General features: G+C 44.5%; 13 protein-coding genes. 6 read left to right on the forward strand and 7 right to left on the reverse strand.

From position 1 onward, the window contains the following. Positions 1-37 precede the first annotated feature (37 nt). From K6Y31_RS08625 to K6Y31_RS08650, 6 genes are all read right to left on the reverse strand, one after another. Entirely contained in the window at positions 38-517 is a 480-nt protein-coding gene (locus K6Y31_RS08625) for a DUF2947 domain-containing protein (RefSeq protein ID WP_233052384.1), read from the reverse strand. A gap of 31 nt (positions 518-548) precedes the next feature. Then, complete coding sequence (locus K6Y31_RS08630) at positions 549-1253, reverse strand: tRNA (adenine(22)-N(1))-methyltransferase (RefSeq protein ID WP_233052385.1); 705 nt, start codon at positions 1251-1253, stop codon at positions 549-551. A 93-nt stretch (positions 1254-1346) separates the two neighbouring features. Then, a complete protein-coding gene (locus tag K6Y31_RS08635; protein WP_233052386.1) occupies positions 1347-2816 on the reverse strand; it encodes a glutamate synthase subunit beta in 1470 nt (489 codons plus the stop codon). Beyond that, the gene (gene gltB / locus K6Y31_RS08640; protein WP_233052387.1) at positions 2816-7354 is read right to left on the reverse strand and encodes a glutamate synthase large subunit; all 4539 of its coding nucleotides are present in this window, start codon (positions 7352-7354) and stop codon (positions 2816-2818) included. Before gltB ends, K6Y31_RS08635 begins: the two co-directional genes overlap by 1 nt. Positions 7355-7839: 485 nt before the next feature. Next, positions 7840-11721 (reverse strand): ATP-dependent RNA helicase HrpA, encoded by a 3882-nt coding sequence (gene hrpA / locus K6Y31_RS08645; RefSeq protein WP_233052388.1) that lies wholly within the window; start codon positions 11719-11721, stop codon positions 7840-7842. A 121-nt stretch (positions 11722-11842) separates the two neighbouring features. Continuing rightward, complete coding sequence (locus tag K6Y31_RS08650; RefSeq protein WP_233052389.1) at positions 11843-12259, reverse strand: CBS domain-containing protein; 417 nt, start codon at positions 12257-12259, stop codon at positions 11843-11845. A gap of 155 nt (positions 12260-12414) precedes the next feature. On the opposite strand from K6Y31_RS08650, the gene sbcB reads away from it, so the two are divergent. After that, positions 12415-13842 carry an exodeoxyribonuclease I gene (sbcB, locus tag K6Y31_RS08655; protein WP_233052390.1) on the forward strand — a complete coding sequence of 476 codons (1428 nt, stop codon included), beginning with the start codon at positions 12415-12417 and terminating at the stop codon, positions 13840-13842. 58 nt (positions 13843-13900) lie between these two features. Here the strand turns inward: sbcB and K6Y31_RS08660 are convergent, their stop codons facing one another. Further along, positions 13901-14275, reverse strand: coding sequence for a hypothetical protein (locus K6Y31_RS08660; RefSeq protein WP_233052391.1), 375 nt, complete (start codon positions 14273-14275; stop codon positions 13901-13903). 249 nt (positions 14276-14524) lie between these two features. On the opposite strand from K6Y31_RS08660, the gene K6Y31_RS08665 reads away from it, so the two are divergent. The 5 genes from K6Y31_RS08665 (at position 14525) to purT (ending at position 18403) form a co-directional block, all read left to right on the forward strand. Further along, positions 14525-15067, forward strand: a complete 543-nt coding sequence (locus K6Y31_RS08665) for a hypothetical protein (protein WP_233052392.1) — start codon at positions 14525-14527, stop codon at positions 15065-15067. Between the two features lie 164 nt (positions 15068-15231). After that, entirely contained in the window at positions 15232-15579 is a 348-nt protein-coding gene (locus K6Y31_RS08670) for a CidA/LrgA family protein (protein ID WP_233052393.1), read from the forward strand. A 3-nt stretch (positions 15580-15582) separates the two neighbouring features. Further along, positions 15583-16269, forward strand: a complete 687-nt coding sequence (locus tag K6Y31_RS08675; RefSeq protein WP_233052394.1) for an LrgB family protein — start codon at positions 15583-15585, stop codon at positions 16267-16269. 18 nt (positions 16270-16287) lie between these two features. Beyond that, positions 16288-17163 carry a cytidine deaminase gene (cdd, locus tag K6Y31_RS08680; RefSeq protein WP_233052395.1) on the forward strand — a complete coding sequence of 292 codons (876 nt, stop codon included), beginning with the start codon at positions 16288-16290 and terminating at the stop codon, positions 17161-17163. A gap of 61 nt (positions 17164-17224) precedes the next feature. Then, positions 17225-18403, forward strand: coding sequence for a formate-dependent phosphoribosylglycinamide formyltransferase (gene purT / locus K6Y31_RS08685; RefSeq protein WP_233052396.1), 1179 nt, complete (start codon positions 17225-17227; stop codon positions 18401-18403). Positions 18404-18413 lie beyond the last annotated feature (10 nt).

Consider the following 18413-nt stretch of genomic DNA (forward strand, 5'->3'; position numbering starts at 1 on the left):
TAATTATTTTGTAAATAATAGTTGTGATATTAGCATGTTACGAGCCAGGCTTAACACCAACCCGAAACGTGCCATTAGACATAAATTGCACCACTTGTTCACGTTTTTTGCCGATGAGCAAGGTTCCGTCGTCGAGAAACAAGAAGTTTTTCCAACAACGTTGAAACACTTCCCAAGTGGTTTCAATAATACTGTAACGGTCACTGCAGAAAAATACCGTGGTGTTGCCTTGCCAATTAAGGTGATCGGTTATCATTTCAGGCAGTGCGGTTTCTTCACTGTCCCATACCGTCTCCCACTCACCTTGGTCTTGCCAGGTTTGCAATGAAAACGGCCAATCACCTTTTTTGAAAAAGTCAGGGTGATCAACTTGTTTACTGATGGTCATGTTCCAAAAGTTTGCCGCGCGACTTGCTTGCATCGGTTTAATTTGGGCTTTATCTTCGTCACTAATGGGCAGATCTTGACGATTGAAGATCCACGCTTTTTTATGTTCAGCTAAAGCAATATAACTCATAACAATTCCAATCTTAGAAATACACTTGCCATTAATACTCTCCCTCGATTTTATTTAGCGTAGGATGAAGCTTAGCTAACAAGTTCTGATAAGCGGTTATGATACCTGTACTCGACTGCCCACCCAAGCCTAAACGCTGATAATGCTTAATTTTTGCTTGAAGATACACTAAATGTCTTGATTCTGTGTGTTGCCACATCAAACTGCCCACTTCATATAATCTGTGTTGGCCCTGCTTACTAACCACCATAATTTCATAAAAACGACCATTTTCATCAACTAATTGCTCAGCAACTAACTGCAAACCCAGTGCGATTAATCCTTGGCGCAGGGCATATTGATGGTGAACAGGACAAAGTACAAATTCGATATCGTGAGCTGGAAATTGCTCCAGCAATGACGTAACTAGCTGTAAAGTAAGCTCTCCCCCCACCCCTGCAATGATCACACAATGGCGTTGGTTGATTAATGGATGCAATGGCAAACAAGCCACATCAATACAATGTACTTGCCAGTATTGACTGTCGATTGCTTTCAGCTGTAATTGCGAGACCAATGGCGCGGTAATGCTGGCAACGCAATCGACAAAATGTACCTTGGCTGATTTTTCTTGCTCTAGCACCTTATCGAGAATAACGCGTCCCAAATAGCCATGGTCGCAACAGCAATCCCAAATATGTGGATAAGCTACATTCACATGGTCAGCAATCGCAGTTAATCGCTTACTCAGCTTCATTTAACACAACTCCTATTAAAAAATTGCGCCAGAAACAAAAAAGCCAGTCCCTTCGGACTGGCAAAATTGGAACTGGTGTTACTTAAAATTATTTTATGCTGAGCGCATCAGTGAGTTATTGATACATTCTAGGTTGGTGTTACCCATTAAGAATTCATCAATTGCACGTGCAGACTCACGACCTTCATTGATACAACGTACCACTAAAGATTGACCTGTACGCATGTCACCCGCTGCAAATACACCTGCTTGACTGGTTTGGAAACTATCAGTTTTAACGTTTCCGCGCTCATCAAGTTCAACTTCTAACTGAGCAATCACGCCAGTTGGCTCTGGGTGTAAGAAACCCATTGCCAAGAACGCTTTAGTACAAGGAATTGAACGTACTGAACCTTCAATTTCTTTAAAGCCTGGACGCTGACCTGGTTTAGCTTCTTCCCATTCGATGTCTGCTACCACTAGCTCTTTTACGTTGCCGTCTTCATCACCAATAAATTCTTTGGTTAGAATTGACCACTTACGATCCACACCTTCTTCATGAGAAGTCGATGTTTTTAAGATCATAGGGTAAGAAGGCCAAGGCATGTTCTCGGTACGCTTCTCTGGTGGCATCGGCATAATTTCCACTTGCGTGATGCTTGCTGCGCCATGGCGGTTAGAGGTACCCACACAGTCAGAGCCCGTATCACCACCACCGATAACCACTACATGGTCGTCTTTGGCGTGAATTTCTTCACCCTTAAGATCCATGTTGTTAGCGCGGCGGTTGTTTTGACCAAGAAATTCCATGGCAAAGTGTACGCCTTTTAGCTCACGACCTGGAATTGGCAGATCACGTGGCACAGTTGAGCCACCTGTTAGCAATACCACATCAAAGTCTGCACGCAGTTGCTTAGCATCGACGTTAACACCGATATGCGCATTCACTTCAAATTTCACGCCTGCTTGCGCCATTAAATCAATCTTACGATCGATAACCGCCATGCTAAGTTTGAAATCAGGAATACCAAAGCGCAGTAGACCACCAACCTTTTCGTCACGCTCAAACACGGTTACCGTGTGACCGGCGCTGTTTAGCTGCTCTGCAGCCGCTAAACCAGCAGGGCCAGAGCCAACGATAGCAACGGTTTTACCGGTGCGTGATGTTGGCGTCTTTGGCTTGGCGTAGCCTTTAGCGTACGCCGTTTCAACGATGTTTTTCTCGATGTTACAGATAGTGATTGGGTCTTGGTTAATCCCCAATACACAAGAGCTTTCACAAGGAGCAGGACATACACGACCCGTAAATTCAGGGAAGTTATTGGTTGAGCTTAGGATATCCCAAGCTTCTTCCCAACTGTCACGGTAAACCGCATCATTAAATTCAGGAATGATGTTACCGATTGGACAGCCGCTGTGACAGAAAGGCACACCACAGTCCATACAACGAGAAGCCTGTGTTTGGATTTTTGCGCCAAATTCAGCATCCTTGACAAACTCATCGTTATTTTTAATACGCTCTTGAACTGATACCTTTCCTGGTAGTTCACGACCATGTTCTAGAAATCCAGTTGGCTTACCCATTATACGGCCTCCGCTTCTTTCTGCTCTGCTTCCGCTTTTCTTCTTAGTAAAACGGCTTTGTAATCTCGTGGCATCACTTTAACCACCTTCTTAAGACTAATTTCAAAGTCATTTAAGAAGCGCTCTGCTACTTCAGAGCCAGTTAGCTTATGTTGCTTAGTGATCATATCTTTTAGTAAAGCAACGTCTTCAGCTTCTAGTGGGTCTAGGTCTACCAGTTCGTCGTTTAACTTAGACTTAAAGTCGCCGTTCACGTCATAAACATATGCCACACCGCCACTCATACCCGCAGCAAAGTTACGGCCAGTACTGCCTAGAATGATTGCCACACCGCCGGTCATGTATTCACAGCCGTGGTCACCAATGCCTTCAACAACCACTTTAGCGCCTGAGTTACGTACACAGAAACGCTCACCCGCCATACCGCGAATGAAAGACTCACCTGAGGTTGCACCGTAGAAACACACGTTACCTACAACAATGTTGTCTTCGGCAATAATGGTCGATTTTGCATCTGGGTACAGTACTAATGTACCGCCAGACAGGCCTTTACCCCAGTAGTCGTTTGCGTCACCTTCAACTTCAAACGTCACACCTTTGGCTAGGAATGCACCTAAGCTTTGGCCCGCGCTACCTTTAAACTTCACATGCATTGGCTGTGGTAAGCCTTTGTCTTTGTAAACTTTAGAGATTTCATTCGACAGCATAGTACCGGCAGAGCGGTCAGTGTTGATGATGTCAAATTCAGCGTTAACCGCTTTACCTTCTAGTAAGGCAGGTTGTGCAACTTCAATCAGCTTACGGTCAAGTACCGTGTCTAAGCCATGGTCTTGGTCGCGTTGCTTGAACATGCCATCTTCATCACGTGGTAATGCTTTATGCAGTACAACGCTTAAGTCTAGGTTTTTGTATTTCCAGTGTTTGATGTCTTCACGCACTTTAAGAATGTGTGATTGACCCACCATCTCATTGATTGAGCGGAAACCTAGCTCAGCCATGATTTCACGTAAACCTTGCACCATGTATTGGAAGAAAGTAACAACATCTTCTACACGGCCATCAAAACGGTCACGTAATGTTTTGTTTTGCGTCGCGATACCAACAGGACAGGTGTTCAAGTGACACTTACGCATCATGATACAACCTTCAACCACTAGTGCTGCTGTTGCTACGCCCCATTCTTCCGCACCTAATAGTGTGGCAATGGCTAAATCGCGCGGTGTTTTCATCTGACCATCAGCTTGAACCACGATGCGGTTACGCAGACCGTTTTTCAATAGCGTTTGGTGTGTTTCAGCTAGACCGAGTTCCCACGGAAGACCCGTGTGGCGAATAGATGAAATAGGTGATGCACCAGTACCACCGTCATAACCTGCAATCAGTACCACGTCTGCTTTCGCTTTCGCTACACCTGATGCAATAGTACCTACGCCCGCTTCTGATACTAACTTAACGTTAACGCGGCCTTTACGGTTGGCGTTTTTCAAATCAAAAATCAGCTGCGCTAAATCTTCGATTGAGTAAATATCGTGATGCGGCGGTGGTGAAATAAGACCTACACCCGGTGTTGAGTGACGTGTAGCACCAATCCAGTCATCAACTTTATGACCGGGCAGCTGACCACCTTCACCTGGCTTAGCACCTTGTGCCATCTTGATCTGAATTTCTTCACAGTTGGTCAAGTAGTACGAGGTAACCCCGAAACGACCTGATGCAACCTGTTTGATTGCAGAGCGTTCCCAATCGCCGTTCGCTTTTGGTTCAAAACGTACTGGATCTTCACCCCCCTCACCCGAGTTCGACTTAGCGCCAATACGGTTCATCGCAATCGCTAGTGTCGAGTGCGCTTCGTGAGAGATAGATCCAAATGACATCGCACCAGTAGCAAAACGCGTCAGGATATTTTCCGCAGACTCAACTTCATCAATTGAAATTGGTTTTAGCTGCGCTTGGTCAAATACAAATTGGCTACGCAGCGTTACCGCGTTATCACCTTGTGCATTGACCGCGTCAGCGTATTGCTGGAACATACCGTAGTCACGGTTACGCGTTGATTGTTGTAGCAATGAGATAGTCTCAGGGCTAAACAAATGCTTCTCACCACGTTGTTTCCATTGATATACGCCGCCCACATCCAGTGTTTTCACTGGAATTTCACGTAGTGGGTAAGCAAAACGATGACGTACTAATGTCTCGCTTGCGATGTCATCAATAGACAGACCTTGAATACGAGAAACCGTACCGGTGAAGTATTTATCAACCACCGCTTTGCTCACACCAAGTGCTTCAAAGATTTGTGCGCCGTGGTATGACTGAACCGTTGAGATACCCATTTTAGAGAAGATCTTCAATAGACCTTTATCTACCGCTTTACGCAGGTTTTCAAACAGTTTGTCCGCAGTAACGCTGTTATCTAGCTTGTTACGTTTTTGTAATTCAACAATCGTTTCAAGTACAAGATAAGGGTTGATTGCGTTAGCGCCGTAACCTATTAAGGTTGCAAAGTGATGTGTTTCACGCGCATCACCCGTTTCAACAACAATGTCCGCTTTAGCACGTAGGCCATTGCGAATAAGGTGGTGATGTACCGCGCCGGTGATCAGCATGGCTGGGATAGCGGCGTGATCTGAGTTTGCGTTACGGTCAGAAAGGATAATGATTGAGTAACCTTCCTCAACTGCATCTTGTGCGTAGCGACAAACCTTATTAATGGCTTTTTCTAGCATGCCAGGTTCACCGTTGGCGGTGAATAGGATGTCTAACGTTTTAGCTTGTAAGTGTTTGTGGTCAACACTGCGAATTTTTTCTAATTGCGCGTTAGTCAGAACTGGTGATTCCAGTTCAATCTTATGACAGTGCTCAGGTGTTTCAGCCAATAAGTTTTGGTCTTTACCTAAGTAAGTCTTAAGTGACATCACCATGCGCTCACGAATTGGATCGATTGGCGGGTTCGTTACTTGGGCAAACAATTGCTTAAAGTAGTGCGATAAATGCTGTGACTGGTGAGATAGTACGGCCAAAGGCCAGTCAGCACCCATTGCGCCTAGTGGCTCACCTGAAGTGCCTGCCATCGCCACAATAATTTCGTTCAATTCTTCAGACGTAACACCAAACGCTTGTTGCTTATGCAGCAATACGTTAGCAGGAGGTTGCTCGTAGTTGTTCGCCGTTGCTGGCAGAGAATCAAGCGTAATAAGATTATCTTTGATCCACTGCTCATAAGGCTTAGATTTTGCAATACCGTCTTTTACTTCATCATCAGAAATAATACGGCCTTGCTCTAAGTCAGCAACAAAAATACGACCCGGTTGTAAACGACCGCGGTATTCAACGTTTTCTGGTTCAATCTTAACCACACCTGACTCAGATGCCATTACTAGGAAATCATCTTTAGTCACAGTGTAACGTGATGGACGCAGACCGTTACGGTCGAGTGTCGCGCCTACTTGTACACCATCGGTGAAACATACTGACGCAGGGCCATCCCATGGTTCCATAATGTTCGCGTGGTATTGGTAGAACGCACGACGGGCTGGATCCATGTTTTTGTTTTCTTGCCATGCTTCTGGGATCATCATCATTAATGCATGTGGCAATGAGCGGCCAGACAATACGATTAATTCTAATGCCATGTCGAAGTTAGCTGAATCTGACATACCGTCTTTACAGATAGGTAATAACATGTCGATTTCAGCAGGGCTGAATAGGTCTGACTCAAGGATCGCTTCACGCGCCTTCATCCAGTTAATGTTACCGCGAACAGTGTTAATTTCACCGTTGTGCGCGATGTAACGGAATGGTTGTGCCAAACGCCATCTTGGGAATGTGTTTGTTGAGAAACGAGAGTGTACTAACGCCAGTGCCGTTACCATGCCTGGGTTTTGTAAATCAAGGAAGTACTGTGGTACTTGCTCAGTGGTTAACTGACCTTTGTAAACAATCGTTTTGTAAGAGAACGAGTTGATATAGAAGTTATCTTCAATACCAGAAACAGACTCTAAACAGATACGTACCGTATAGTTACGTAGTACGTATAATTTACGCTCTAGTACCGCTGGGTCGCAATCCGCGCCGCCGGTAATAAATACGTGTTCAAAATGCGGTTCGGTGCTTAATGGATCCGCGCCTAACATAGAGTTGTCGGTTGGCAATTCACGGTAGCCAATGACTTTTAGGCCTAAACGTTCTACGTTGCGCTCTAAAATTTCGCGACACTGTTGACGCTGGTTTGCATCTTGTGGAAACAACACAACACCCACGCCGTATTGATCAAATGCAGGAAGAGTAATCCCTTCTTTAAGCGCTTGCTCAACTAAGAATTCATGTGGCTTTTGCAGTAAGATACCTGCACCATCACCACTACAAGGATCACAACCCTGTCCACCCCTGTGCTCCATGCGAGCTAACATGTCTAGGGCTTGCGTTACAATCTCATGAGACTTACGGTTTTTTAGATGAGCTACAAATCCGATACCACATGCATCGTGTTCCATTTCTGGCACATATAGACCCTGTGCGCTCTGTTCTCTATTTGTCATAGACACGTCCTTCCAATTAAACAGGCAAAAGCCGACTAAGGCGATTCTTTGCCCAAGCTTTTATTGTTTGAAATTTTTACACCTACTTACAGCTATCGGACTTCGTCCGGATTTCGGTGTGAATTCCTAAAAAAGTCTGCCCACAGTTGAAAAATCCTTTCACTGTCGCAAACCAATCTCCACAGATAATTATTCGATATAATCGCTGCGGTTTAATAAGGATGGGATTTACATCACTTTCTTATATATTTTTTTATTATTTTGAAAAAAGCCCATATGCTGGACTTTTTTCGCAGGTATCCTACCGTTTTAGCCGTCTAAAAGCCACTCAAAGTTAGCGTTTAGCCGTAAAATAGCAGAGTTATTTTACATATATGCGCACTAAATGTGAATTAATATTCACGAGTTGGTAAATAAAATTTACATATCAGCAGCTTACACACACTAGACTAAAGTCTAATGTGTGTAAGTTTCATTAAGGAAGGCTAGCGAAGCGACTCGTTTATTTCGTTGATCAGGTTTTTTACTCGCTTGGCTGACACTGGCACGGCGGTGCCAAGTTGCTGAGCATACAAAGACACCCGTAACTCTTCCAGCATCCAGCGCAGCTCAATCACTTGCTCTGGGACGGCAGCGCCCTTAGGTAAGCTTTTGATAATTGAGTGATACTGTGACTGCAGCCCTTCCATTTCTAAGGTGTGTAAGCGGTCTTTACTGGGATCAATTGGCAGCTTTTCTAAGCGTCGTAATACCCCTTTTAAATAACGCTCTATATCAGGCAACTTGCGGTAACCAATGTCGCTAACAAAGTCTTTATAAACCAAGCCCTCTAGTTGCGATTTAATATCACCATGAGCCATGATCATATCTAACCCAACCTTACCTTTTAACTTTTTGTTAACACTATTAGCAGCGGTGAGCACTTTTTCAACCACATTGGCAATGGCTAAGGTTTGCTCGTTTAACTCGGCGCGTACAAGCTCTCTTGCTTGCTCATATTCTTGCTCAGTTCTTGGCAGTGGGCGTTTTTCCAACAAGGTATCAACAGCAGCGGCAATACAATCATCAATCAAGTCTTTTACCTGACCAAATGGCGTAAAGTACATGGCCAATTTGGCTTTGTTTGGTAACGATTTTTGCAAGTATTTAATCGGTGATGGCACATTCAGCAGCACTAAACGGCGCATCCCAATGCGACTAGCTTGTAGCGCTCTATCTTCACTATCAAACAGCTCAATGGCCACGCTGCTGCGTTTATCCACCAGCGCGGGGAAGGCTTTTACTTCATAACCACCGTGGTCTTTAACAAACTCTTTTTTCAGCTCACCAAAGTTCCAATCAACAATATCCGTTTTTTCGATGCCTTTATCGGCAACCGTTGACAATGCTTGTTGTACTTCGCCTTGTAATTGCAATTGCAATTCACCTAGCTGCTTGCCTTGAGCGAGTACCTTGCCCTTTTTATTGAGCACCTTAAACTTCATTTGTAAGTGTTCAGGAATGGCATTGAGATCCCACGCATCGGGCTCCACTCGCACGCCCGTCATACGCAATAGTTGTTTTGCTAAACTGTCCGTTAAGCGGCCATCATCTGGTGACATATTCGCCAACGCTGCTGCAGCATAATTAGGCGCCGGGACAAAATTTCGGCGCAATGATTTAGGCAATGATTTAATTAAACTCACTACCAACTCTTCGCGCAGCGCGGGGATCAGCCAATCAAATCCTTTGTCTTCTAACTGGTTAATAATTGCCAATGGTACATTAAGGGTAATACCGTCATCAGCTGCGCCAGGCTCAAAGTGATAATCCAAGTTCAATTTAAAGCCGCCTTGGTGCCAAAAATCTGGGTAAGCGTTGCCGGTGATGTGCTCGGCGTCATGCGCCATCATTTGTTCACGCTCAAAATTTAAATATTCCGGCAAGCGTTTGCTTTGTTTACGCCACCAAGCATTAAAGTGCGTGCCTGACACCACGTCTTGGGGAATTTTTTTATCGTAAAATTCATATAATACTTGGTCATCAACCAAGATATCGCGGCGGCGCGACTTATGCTCTAACTCTTCAATATCTAAACGCAACGCTTGATTTTGCTTGAAGAATTCAAATTTAGTGTCAAATTCGCCTTCCACTAGCGCACTGCGAATAAATAACTCACGACATAATTGAGGGTCAATGTCGGAATATAATACTTTGCGGTTAACCACCACAGGAATGCCGTAGAGCATTTGTTTTTCAAGGGCATAGACCGCATTTTGTTTTTTCGACCAATGGGGTTCACTGTAACTGCGCTTAATTAAATGTTGCGCCAGTGGCTCAATCCATTCCGGCTGAATGCGTGCGCCAATGCGGCCATAAAGTTTCGACGTTTCAACCAGCTCAGCCACCAATAGCCATTTTGGTTGCTTTTTATATAAGCCAGAGCCGGGAAATAAAAAGAATTTACTGTTACGCGCGCCCAAATACTCTTGGTCTTTATCTTTAAAGCCAAGGTGAGACAACATGCCTGGGATCAACGCACAATGAATGGCATCGTAGTCTGCAGGCTCAGTGTTAATGGGAATATTGAGCTCTTTGATCACTTGCCGGATCTGAGTGTAAATATCCTGCCATTCACGTACGCGCATGTAGGCTAAAAATTCCTTCTTACACATTTTGCCAAACTGACCACCAGACAAGGACTTTTGCTGCTCTTTGAGGTATTGCCAAAGGTTTAAAAAGGTCAAAAAGTCTGAGTCTTTGTCATGAAAGCGGCGGTGTTTTTCATCAGACGCTTGCTGCTTATCCAGCGGCCGTTCGCGTGGGTCTTGAATGCTCAGGGCGGCCGAAATCACCATGACTTCATTTACACAGTTAAAATCTTGCGCCGCTAATATCATTCGCGCTAAACGTGGATCAACGGGCAGTTTAGCCAGACGCTGACCTATCATGGTCAGGCGTTTTCTTGGGTCACGCTCTTGGCTGTTAACCGCGCCAAGCTCTTCAAGTAGTTTAATACCATCATTAATATTGCGCGCATCAGGGGCCTGTAAAAATGGGAACTTTTGAATTTCACCAAAGCCCAATGCCAGCATTTGTAAAATAACCGAGGCTAAGTTAGTACGCAGTATTTCCGGATCGGTAAATTCACTGCGGTTGTTATAGTCATCCTCACTGTATAAACGAATACAAATACCTTCACTGACACGACCACAACGACCGCTACGTTGGTTCGCACTGGCTTGAGATATCGCCTCAATAGGCAAGCGTTGTACTTTGGTGCGATAACTGTAACGGCTGATACGCGCCGTCCCCGGATCAATCACATACTTGATCCCCGGCACCGTTAAAGACGTTTCCGCCACGTTGGTCGACAATATAATACGACGACCCGAATGGGGGGCAAATATGCGGTTTTGCTCAGCGGCACTTAGTCTCGCAAATAAGGGCAGCACTTCGGTATGACGCAAGTTACGTTTTTGCAGCGCGTCAGCGGTATCTCGAATTTCTCGCTCACCGTTAAGAAAGATAAGGATGTCGCCATTACTTTCACGGCCCAGCTCATCCACCGCATCCATGATGCCATCGAGTTGATCGCCATCTGTATCTTCAAGTGGACGGTAACGCACTTCAACAGGAAAGGTACGGCCCGAAACTTCAATGATCGGAGCATCATTAAAGTGATTAGAAAAACGCTCCGGATCGATGGTCGCCGATGTAATGATCACTTTTAGATCTGGGCGTTTAGGCAATAAACGCTTTAAATAACCCAAAATAAAGTCGATGTTTAAACTGCGCTCATGGGCCTCATCGATAATAATGGTATCGTATTGATTCAAAAAACGATCGGACTGAATTTCGGCCAGCAAAATACCGTCGGTCATGAGCTTGATATAAGTTTCGTCACTCACCTGATCAGTAAAGCGCACACGATAGCCTACGGTTTTGCCTGGCTCACTGTTGAGCTCTTCAGCAATACGATTTGACACACTGCGCGCAGCCAAGCGTCTTGGCTGGGTATGACCGATTAAGCCATTCACGCCCCGGCCAAGCTCTAAACATATTTTTGGAATTTGCGTGGTTTTACCTGAGCCAGTTTCACCGGCAATGATCACCACTTGGTGATCGCGAATGGCATTCGCTATATCTTCACGTTTTTGCGTTACGGGTAATGCTTCGGGGTAAGTAACCTTAGGTAGGTTGTCGCTGCGCCATTGGCGAATAGCACTCGAGCGCTTGGCATCTTGCGCTATTTTTTCGAGGATTTTATCGCTGTTTTGGCCAGCGGATTTTTTCAGCGCACCATCCATGCTTCGTAACAAACGAAACTGATCTTTTTTAAGACAAAGGGAAATTTGCTGTTTAAGTGCGTTAACTGCGTCTGACAAAACTCGGCCCTCATGAAATTTAGGTCGCCGATGCTAGCAGAAATCAAGAAATTGATAAATACAAAGGGCCGTTAAGCCCTTAAATTGACGTGGTGAAATAATCAGCCTATTAAAAGCCAGGCTAGGCTGTTTTGACATAACAAGCAGACAAGTGCACATCAATCGCTTTAAGAATGTCACGGCGAGTGATAATGCCCACCAATCGACCTTCATCTACCACCGGATAAGCTTTAGGCTTTGGCTGCAGCATTTGCTGAGCCACATCTAAAATACTGGCATTAGCAGGTAACGACAACACATCGGTTCGCATCATATCTTCAACTAAAGCGGCGCTTTCACAATGATAGCTCGACTCAATCATTTTTTTTAAACAATCTTGTTCTGAAATCCAGCCTATGACTTTCTTTTCTGCATCCAATACTGGACCACCAATTTGATTTGACCTTAGTAATTTTTCGACTGCGTGAGCGACGGGGTCGTCCACTCTGAATGTCACTGGCCGTTTATTCATATAACTAGCAATGGTCAATAGTTCCATAACGTTTCTCCCTGCACATTTTCTATCTTTAAGATTAGCCCTAATTATCGCTGATGATAGATTTTGTTAACGAATTGAGTAGAAATTATCATCTCTCAGCCCTACTTCAGGTATGATGCCAAATAAATTTTAACTGTTTGAATCAAGTGACTTGCATGATAGACCCTGCACCATCTCTGCTTTGGCACGACTATGAATCTTTTGGCCTTAACCCTGCCACCGACCGACCGTCGCAATTTGCCGCAATCCGCACGGATTACGACTTAAACGAAATAGCTGCTCCCGTCGAGATTTATTGTCAGCCGCCAAGTGATTACCTGCCCCAACCCATGGCTTGTTTAATTACTGGGATCACCCCACAACGCGCCATGGCAAAAGGGGTAAACGAAGCAACCTTTATCAAGCAAATTCACAATGAAATGAGCCAAGCTAACACCTGTGTGGTTGGTTACAACAACATTCGATTTGATGATGAAGTGACCCGTAATTGTCTATATCGAAATTTTTACGATCCCTACGAGCGTGAATGGAAGAACGGCAATTCTCGCTGGGACATTCTTGATATGGTGCGCGCTTGCTATGCGCTGCGCCCCGAGGGAATTAATTGGGTGGTTGATCAAGATACTGGTATTCCTTCGTTTCGCCTAGAATTATTAACCAAAGAAAATGGTATCAGTCATGAAAGTGCCCACGACGCGGTATCTGATGTGCGCGCGACTATCGCCATGGCTAAACTAATCAAACAAGCGCAACCTAAGTTATATGATTATCTGTTCAATTTGCGCAACAAGAAAAAAGTCGGTGAAATCATTAACCAGTCTTTAATTAAACAATCGCCTTTGGTGCATGTATCTGGCATGTTTCCAGCACTGCAAGGCTGCGCTTCCTACGTAAAAGCCATTGATTGGCATCCAACCAATCGCAATGCCGTTATTCTGGTGGATCTCAACAAAGACCTGAGCCCCCTATTGCAAATGAGCGTGGCGGAAATTCAGCGTTATTTATACAGTAAAACGGAAGACTTACCGGAAGGCATTGCAAGGCCACCATTAAAACTGCTGCACGTTAATAAATGTCCGGTTATTGCTACGGCCAAAACACTCACCGAACAACGGGCTGATGAGCTGGGTATCGACCGCCAACAATGTCGTCAGTCACTCAATTTGTTAACTCAGCATCCTGAGCTCAAGCAAAAGCTGATTGAGGTGTATCAACAGCCGCCCACGCCAAATGAGACTCAAGATCCTGATTGCATGATTTACTCGGGTGGATTTCTTAGTCAGGGCGACAAAAGTTTACTGACAGTAGTTCGCGATGCTGATCCCATTAACTTAGCGGCGATGGAATTTAATTTTGCTGATCCACGACTACCTGAAATGTTGTTTAGATATCGTGCCCGTAATTTTCCTCATACCTTAAATGAAGAGGAACTAATACGTTGGCAGCATCATTGTAAAGCCTACTTTGATCAGCAAGGGCCGAAATTTATTAGCGAATTAGAAGATTTGTTTATTGAACATCAGCAAAACGAAAGCAAGTGCAAAATAATCAAGGCCTTGCATCAATATGCGAGTGAGCTATAGCCAACGTCAAAGCAATGAGTGTAGCTAACGCTGCACTCATTGCCATATTGCCTACCTTTTATTCCCAATAAACACGCTTAACAACGGCTATCTCATCACTCGCTAATAGCTCGCTGAAATGCTCACGGTATTTAGGAACATGAGTTGAGCCAATCACCAGCACTTGCTCTCCTTTACCATCAGCTCGTACATCGCAATCTATTCTTCCACGGCTAGCCGCCATAAATTGTAAATCAGGATAAGAGGCCTTTACCTGCTCCATCACAGCATCGCTATTTGCAACGCAAAATTCAAAGTCGACCGCCACGCCATTCAGCAGTCCATGCGCATCCAATGCTTTAATGTCAAAATCAGCCTTGCCTAACTGATTGATTTTTCTATCACAACCAAATGTACCGGCAGCAATCGACAATATTACGACTAGTTGGCACACGAATTGAATTCTTTTAAATGGGCTCAGCGAATATTCGTTGGATAGCATAAGAATTAATACCTAGTTGTGTCAATTTAAGTAAGAGTGATGAATTGCTGCATCGTTAAGCAATATAAAGAATATGCTCTGATATAAAAAATCAGTCATTTGTGATCCAACTGACAGATCGTATTCAAACATTCACGAAGTGGCCATATTTTTATTCAACTCCTTCTGTATATTGAGCTGATGGTATTTGGAGAGTTAACCATGAGTAACTTAAAAAACACGTTTCATTGTGCTTTACTACTAGTAGTGACTGCAACCTGTTCACAAGCTAACGCTGCAGAAGAAAACGACAGCTTTGATGTGAAATTGTTAAAAACGAAAAGCTATTTGCTTAACTTGCCTACTGCTACCTACCGCGATCTATCCACTACTTTTGCGCAGCTATACAATAAAACCTTACTCACCACCGATATTACTAACAGCGCGTTTAACGATACCACGCTTTATGATTTAGTGGCTTTTCCACTCCTATCTACGCCAACCAACAATCTTCAGTTTGAAGTATTTGGTCAGTTATACGATAAAAAGAACATTGCCTATAGCCAAATGTCCCACTCTCACGCCATGTATGAGTTTTACAGTCAAAATAAACAAATAAATCAAAAGAAAGAAAATGTTGCGGTAGGCTTTGGCATGAGCTTTGACCTCGAGAAAGATGTGCAAGTTAAAACCCTTTACAGTACTGGACAAATCCCAGGTTATGGCGACAGCCAATTGAGCCTTGGTGTTGAAGTTAAGTACTAAATTCGTTAAATCTTGAACGGTTAAATATTGTCCGAACCTCGCAAAGCTTACACCCTCAACCCAACTCGACAGTGTTTGTATCGCCTGATTTACTTATAATCGGGTCGCTTAGCGGCCAAGACTCTTATACAATCTCCTCTCCCTTCGTTGATAGACGCTATTTTATGTTTTCAATTATCCGAGCATTTGCCATCATTTTAATAGCCCTACTGGGCGGGAAGGCGATTGCTTATTTACTCCCATTTAGTTTTCCTGCCAGTATTATTGGTATGTTATTACTGTTTATTGCGTTTAATACTGGTCTTATTAAGGTGCACTGGGTTCAGTCTGGTGCACACTATTTGTTAACTTACATGGCCTTGCTGTTTATTCCCATTGGTGTGGGCTTAATTAATTATTTTGATTTAGTGATTACACAATGGCCGGCCTTGTTGGCCAGTATTACCTTTGGCACTCTGATTGTGATGGCGATTGTTGGCCATGTTTTTCAACGATTTAATCCAAGAGACTAGATTATGTTTTGGTTAGCGCTCCCCCTTACCTTGCTGTGTTTTTTCAGCTTTCGAAAACTCTATCAATTGTTTCCCTTTCCGCTGTTCAACCCAGTATTATTGTCATTACTAAGCTTAATTGCGCTGCTTGTTATCCTTGATATTCCCTATACCGATTATGCAACGGGCAGCGCCCCACTTTCTTGGTTGCTTGAGCCAGCAGTGGTCGCCCTTGCTTTACCGCTATATCAACAAGCGCAACAAATTCGTAAGCAGTTGAAGCCCATATTTATTGCCTGCACCATTGGCGTAACATCATCATTATTGATCGTTATTCCATTGGCCTGGGTAATGGGAGCCGACCAAAGTGTGATCGCATCATTAGCGCCGCAATCCGTCACAACACCTGTTGCAATGGGTATCACCCAATCTCTGGGTGGCATCCCCGCACTAACAGCTGCAGTCGTCATTATTGTCGGCATCGTCGGCGCGGCTTTTGGTTTACCTTTTTTAAATCGAATAGGTGTGAAAGATGACGCATCACAAGGCTTGGCGATGGGCGCAGCCGCTCATGCACTTGGCACTGCGCGAGCCATAGAGCACAGCGAACAACACGGTGCTTACTCGTCCTTAGCCCTCATTTTATGTGCTGTGCTAATGGCATTTCTTGCACCACTGATTTTTGCTTTCTACATGCTTTTTTTACCTTAACAATTTTCGAGGTAGTCAATGAACAATACTCGCTTAACTCAGGCTTTAGCCACTCTGACACCGGACGTCGCGCTAGCGCTAACCACCTCGCTTGGTCAGCAAGGTTTTACCGGCAAGATCCCTGCCAGTATTATTACGCCAGTACTGAACCAACCAGAAAAACTGATGCCATGGCTTACCTTTGCCGCGCAATTTGCTATCACCCCAGTATCAAACTTCAACGTTGGCGCGTTGGTCATCGGCAATAGCGGCGCTGCATACATAGGCGCGAATATGGAGTTCGCTGGTCAAGCCTTAAGTCAAAGTGTCCATGGTGAGCAAGCGGCAATAAACAATGCTTGGTTGCATGGTGAAACAGGCATTAGCCATTTGTTTGTTAACGCCAGCCCATGCGGCCACTGCCGCCAATTTATTCGCGAAATTGCTCAGCATCAACAATTACAAGTTTATGTGCTAGGTAAAGATAAAATTGCGTTCAACCAACTTCTGCCCGACAGCTTTGGCCCAGATGATTTAGGTAATAAGTTTGCGTTATTTGAACAGCCGCAACAGGTATTCGTAGCGTCTGAGCAAAGCCCTGTTATCGACGAAATTGTTGAACATGCCAACGCAAGTTATGCGCCTTACACCGGTTACTATCACGCTATTGGACTGATCACATCTGACGATCAGCTATTCGTTGGTCGATATGCAGAAAACGTTGCTTACAACCCAAGCTTGCCCGCGCTGCAATCAGCGCTATCTCAGCTACGGTTTACCGGCTATGACGTTACTGATATTAAACGCAGTATTTTGGTTCATAAAACTGGACAAAATATTGATATGGCACAACATTATTCAAGCCTATTGAGACAGCTCAATGCCCTTAATTTAGACTTGGTCGAACTCAGTTAATGCTACAAATAATGGATTAATCCAGATAAAATACACACAATTTTCACAAGGGATAATACAAATGATAGGCACCGCAAACAGTACCAATGCCACGCGCGCGTTATTATTAGGCTCTGGAGAGCTTGGCAAGGAAGTTGCTATAGAACTACAACGTTTTGGCATTGAAGTGATCGCCTTAGACCGCTATGAAAACGCGCCAGCAATGCAAGTTGCGCATCGCGCATACACCGTCGATATGCTTGATGGTAACAGTATCGAAGCCATTATCGAGCAAGAAAAACCAGATTTTATTATCCCCGAAATTGAAGCCATAGCGACCAGCAAATTGATCGAGCTTGAAGAAAAAGGATTTAACGTGGTGCCTACAGCACGCGCCACGTCTTTAACCATGGATCGAGAAGGCATTCGTCGCTTAGCCGCTGAAGATTTAAATGTGCCTACCTCGCCTTATCAGTTTGTCGATAACAAGGCTGATTTTGACCAAGCCATAGCTGAAATTGGTTTGCCGTGCGTGGTCAAGCCGGTGATGAGTAGTTCAGGCAAAGGTCAAAGTGTAATCCGTGAAGACTTTGATATTGATATCGCTTGGACCTACGCCCAAGAAGGCGGGCGTGCGGGCAAAGGTAAAGTGATTGTTGAAGGTTTTGTACCATTTGATTATGAAATCACCCTGCTAACCATTCGCGCTGTTGACGGTATCCACTTTTGCGCCCCGATTGGCCATCGTCAAAAAGACGGCGATTACCGTGAATCTTGGCAGCCACAAATCATGGCTGACTACGTACTCGAAAAAGCACAAGCCATGGCTGCAAAAGTGGTCGACAACTTAGGTGGCTATGGCCTGTTTGGCGTTGAGCTGTTTATAAAAGGCGAAGACGTTTACTTCAGCGAAGTCTCACCACGCCCTCATGACACCGGCATGGTCACTATGATCTCACAAGATTTGTCGGAATTTGCCTTACACGTACGCGCTATTTTAGGCCTGCCTATTGGGGAAATAACTCAATACGGACCAGCCGCATCGAGTGTGATCATGGGCGAAGGCTATTCTCACAATATTCGTTTTAACAATGTCGCAGAGGCATTGGAGCAAGTGAAAGGCGCGCAAATTCGCTTATTTGGTAAGCCAGAAATTGCAGGAGGACGTCGTTTAGGTGTGGCGCTGTGTCGCGGTGAGAGTACCGATCACGCGGTCGAATTAGCTAAATCTGTGTCCGATAAAGTGAAAATTAATTACTAATTTTACTTTA

This window comes from Motilimonas cestriensis (assembly GCF_021295315.1).
Classification (GTDB): domain Bacteria; phylum Pseudomonadota; class Gammaproteobacteria; order Enterobacterales; family CBDFNC01; genus Motilimonas; species Motilimonas cestriensis.

What these genes read in the sequence shown, in the direction of transcription:
- sbcB (WP_233052390.1), top strand. Translation starts at nt 12,415, where the DNA reads ATGATAGACCCTGCACCATCTCTGCTTTGGCACGACTATGAATCTTTT.
- K6Y31_RS08650 (WP_233052389.1), bottom strand. Translation starts at nt 12,259, where the DNA reads ATGGAACTATTGACCATTGCTAGTTATATGAATAAACGGCCAGTGACA.
- K6Y31_RS08625 (WP_233052384.1), bottom strand. Translation starts at nt 517, where the DNA reads ATGAGTTATATTGCTTTAGCTGAACATAAAAAAGCGTGGATCTTCAAT.
- K6Y31_RS08630 (WP_233052385.1), bottom strand. Translation starts at nt 1,253, where the DNA reads ATGAAGCTGAGTAAGCGATTAACTGCGATTGCTGACCATGTGAATGTA.
- K6Y31_RS08670 (WP_233052393.1), top strand. Translation starts at nt 15,232, where the DNA reads ATGTTTTCAATTATCCGAGCATTTGCCATCATTTTAATAGCCCTACTG.
- cdd (WP_233052395.1), top strand. Translation starts at nt 16,288, where the DNA reads ATGAACAATACTCGCTTAACTCAGGCTTTAGCCACTCTGACACCGGAC.
- K6Y31_RS08665 (WP_233052392.1), top strand. Translation starts at nt 14,525, where the DNA reads ATGAGTAACTTAAAAAACACGTTTCATTGTGCTTTACTACTAGTAGTG.
- gltB (WP_233052387.1), bottom strand. Translation starts at nt 7,354, where the DNA reads ATGACAAATAGAGAACAGAGCGCACAGGGTCTATATGTGCCAGAAATG.
- K6Y31_RS08675 (WP_233052394.1), top strand. Translation starts at nt 15,583, where the DNA reads ATGTTTTGGTTAGCGCTCCCCCTTACCTTGCTGTGTTTTTTCAGCTTT.
- purT (WP_233052396.1), top strand. Translation starts at nt 17,225, where the DNA reads ATGATAGGCACCGCAAACAGTACCAATGCCACGCGCGCGTTATTATTA.
- K6Y31_RS08635 (WP_233052386.1), bottom strand. Translation starts at nt 2,816, where the DNA reads ATGGGTAAGCCAACTGGATTTCTAGAACATGGTCGTGAACTACCAGGA.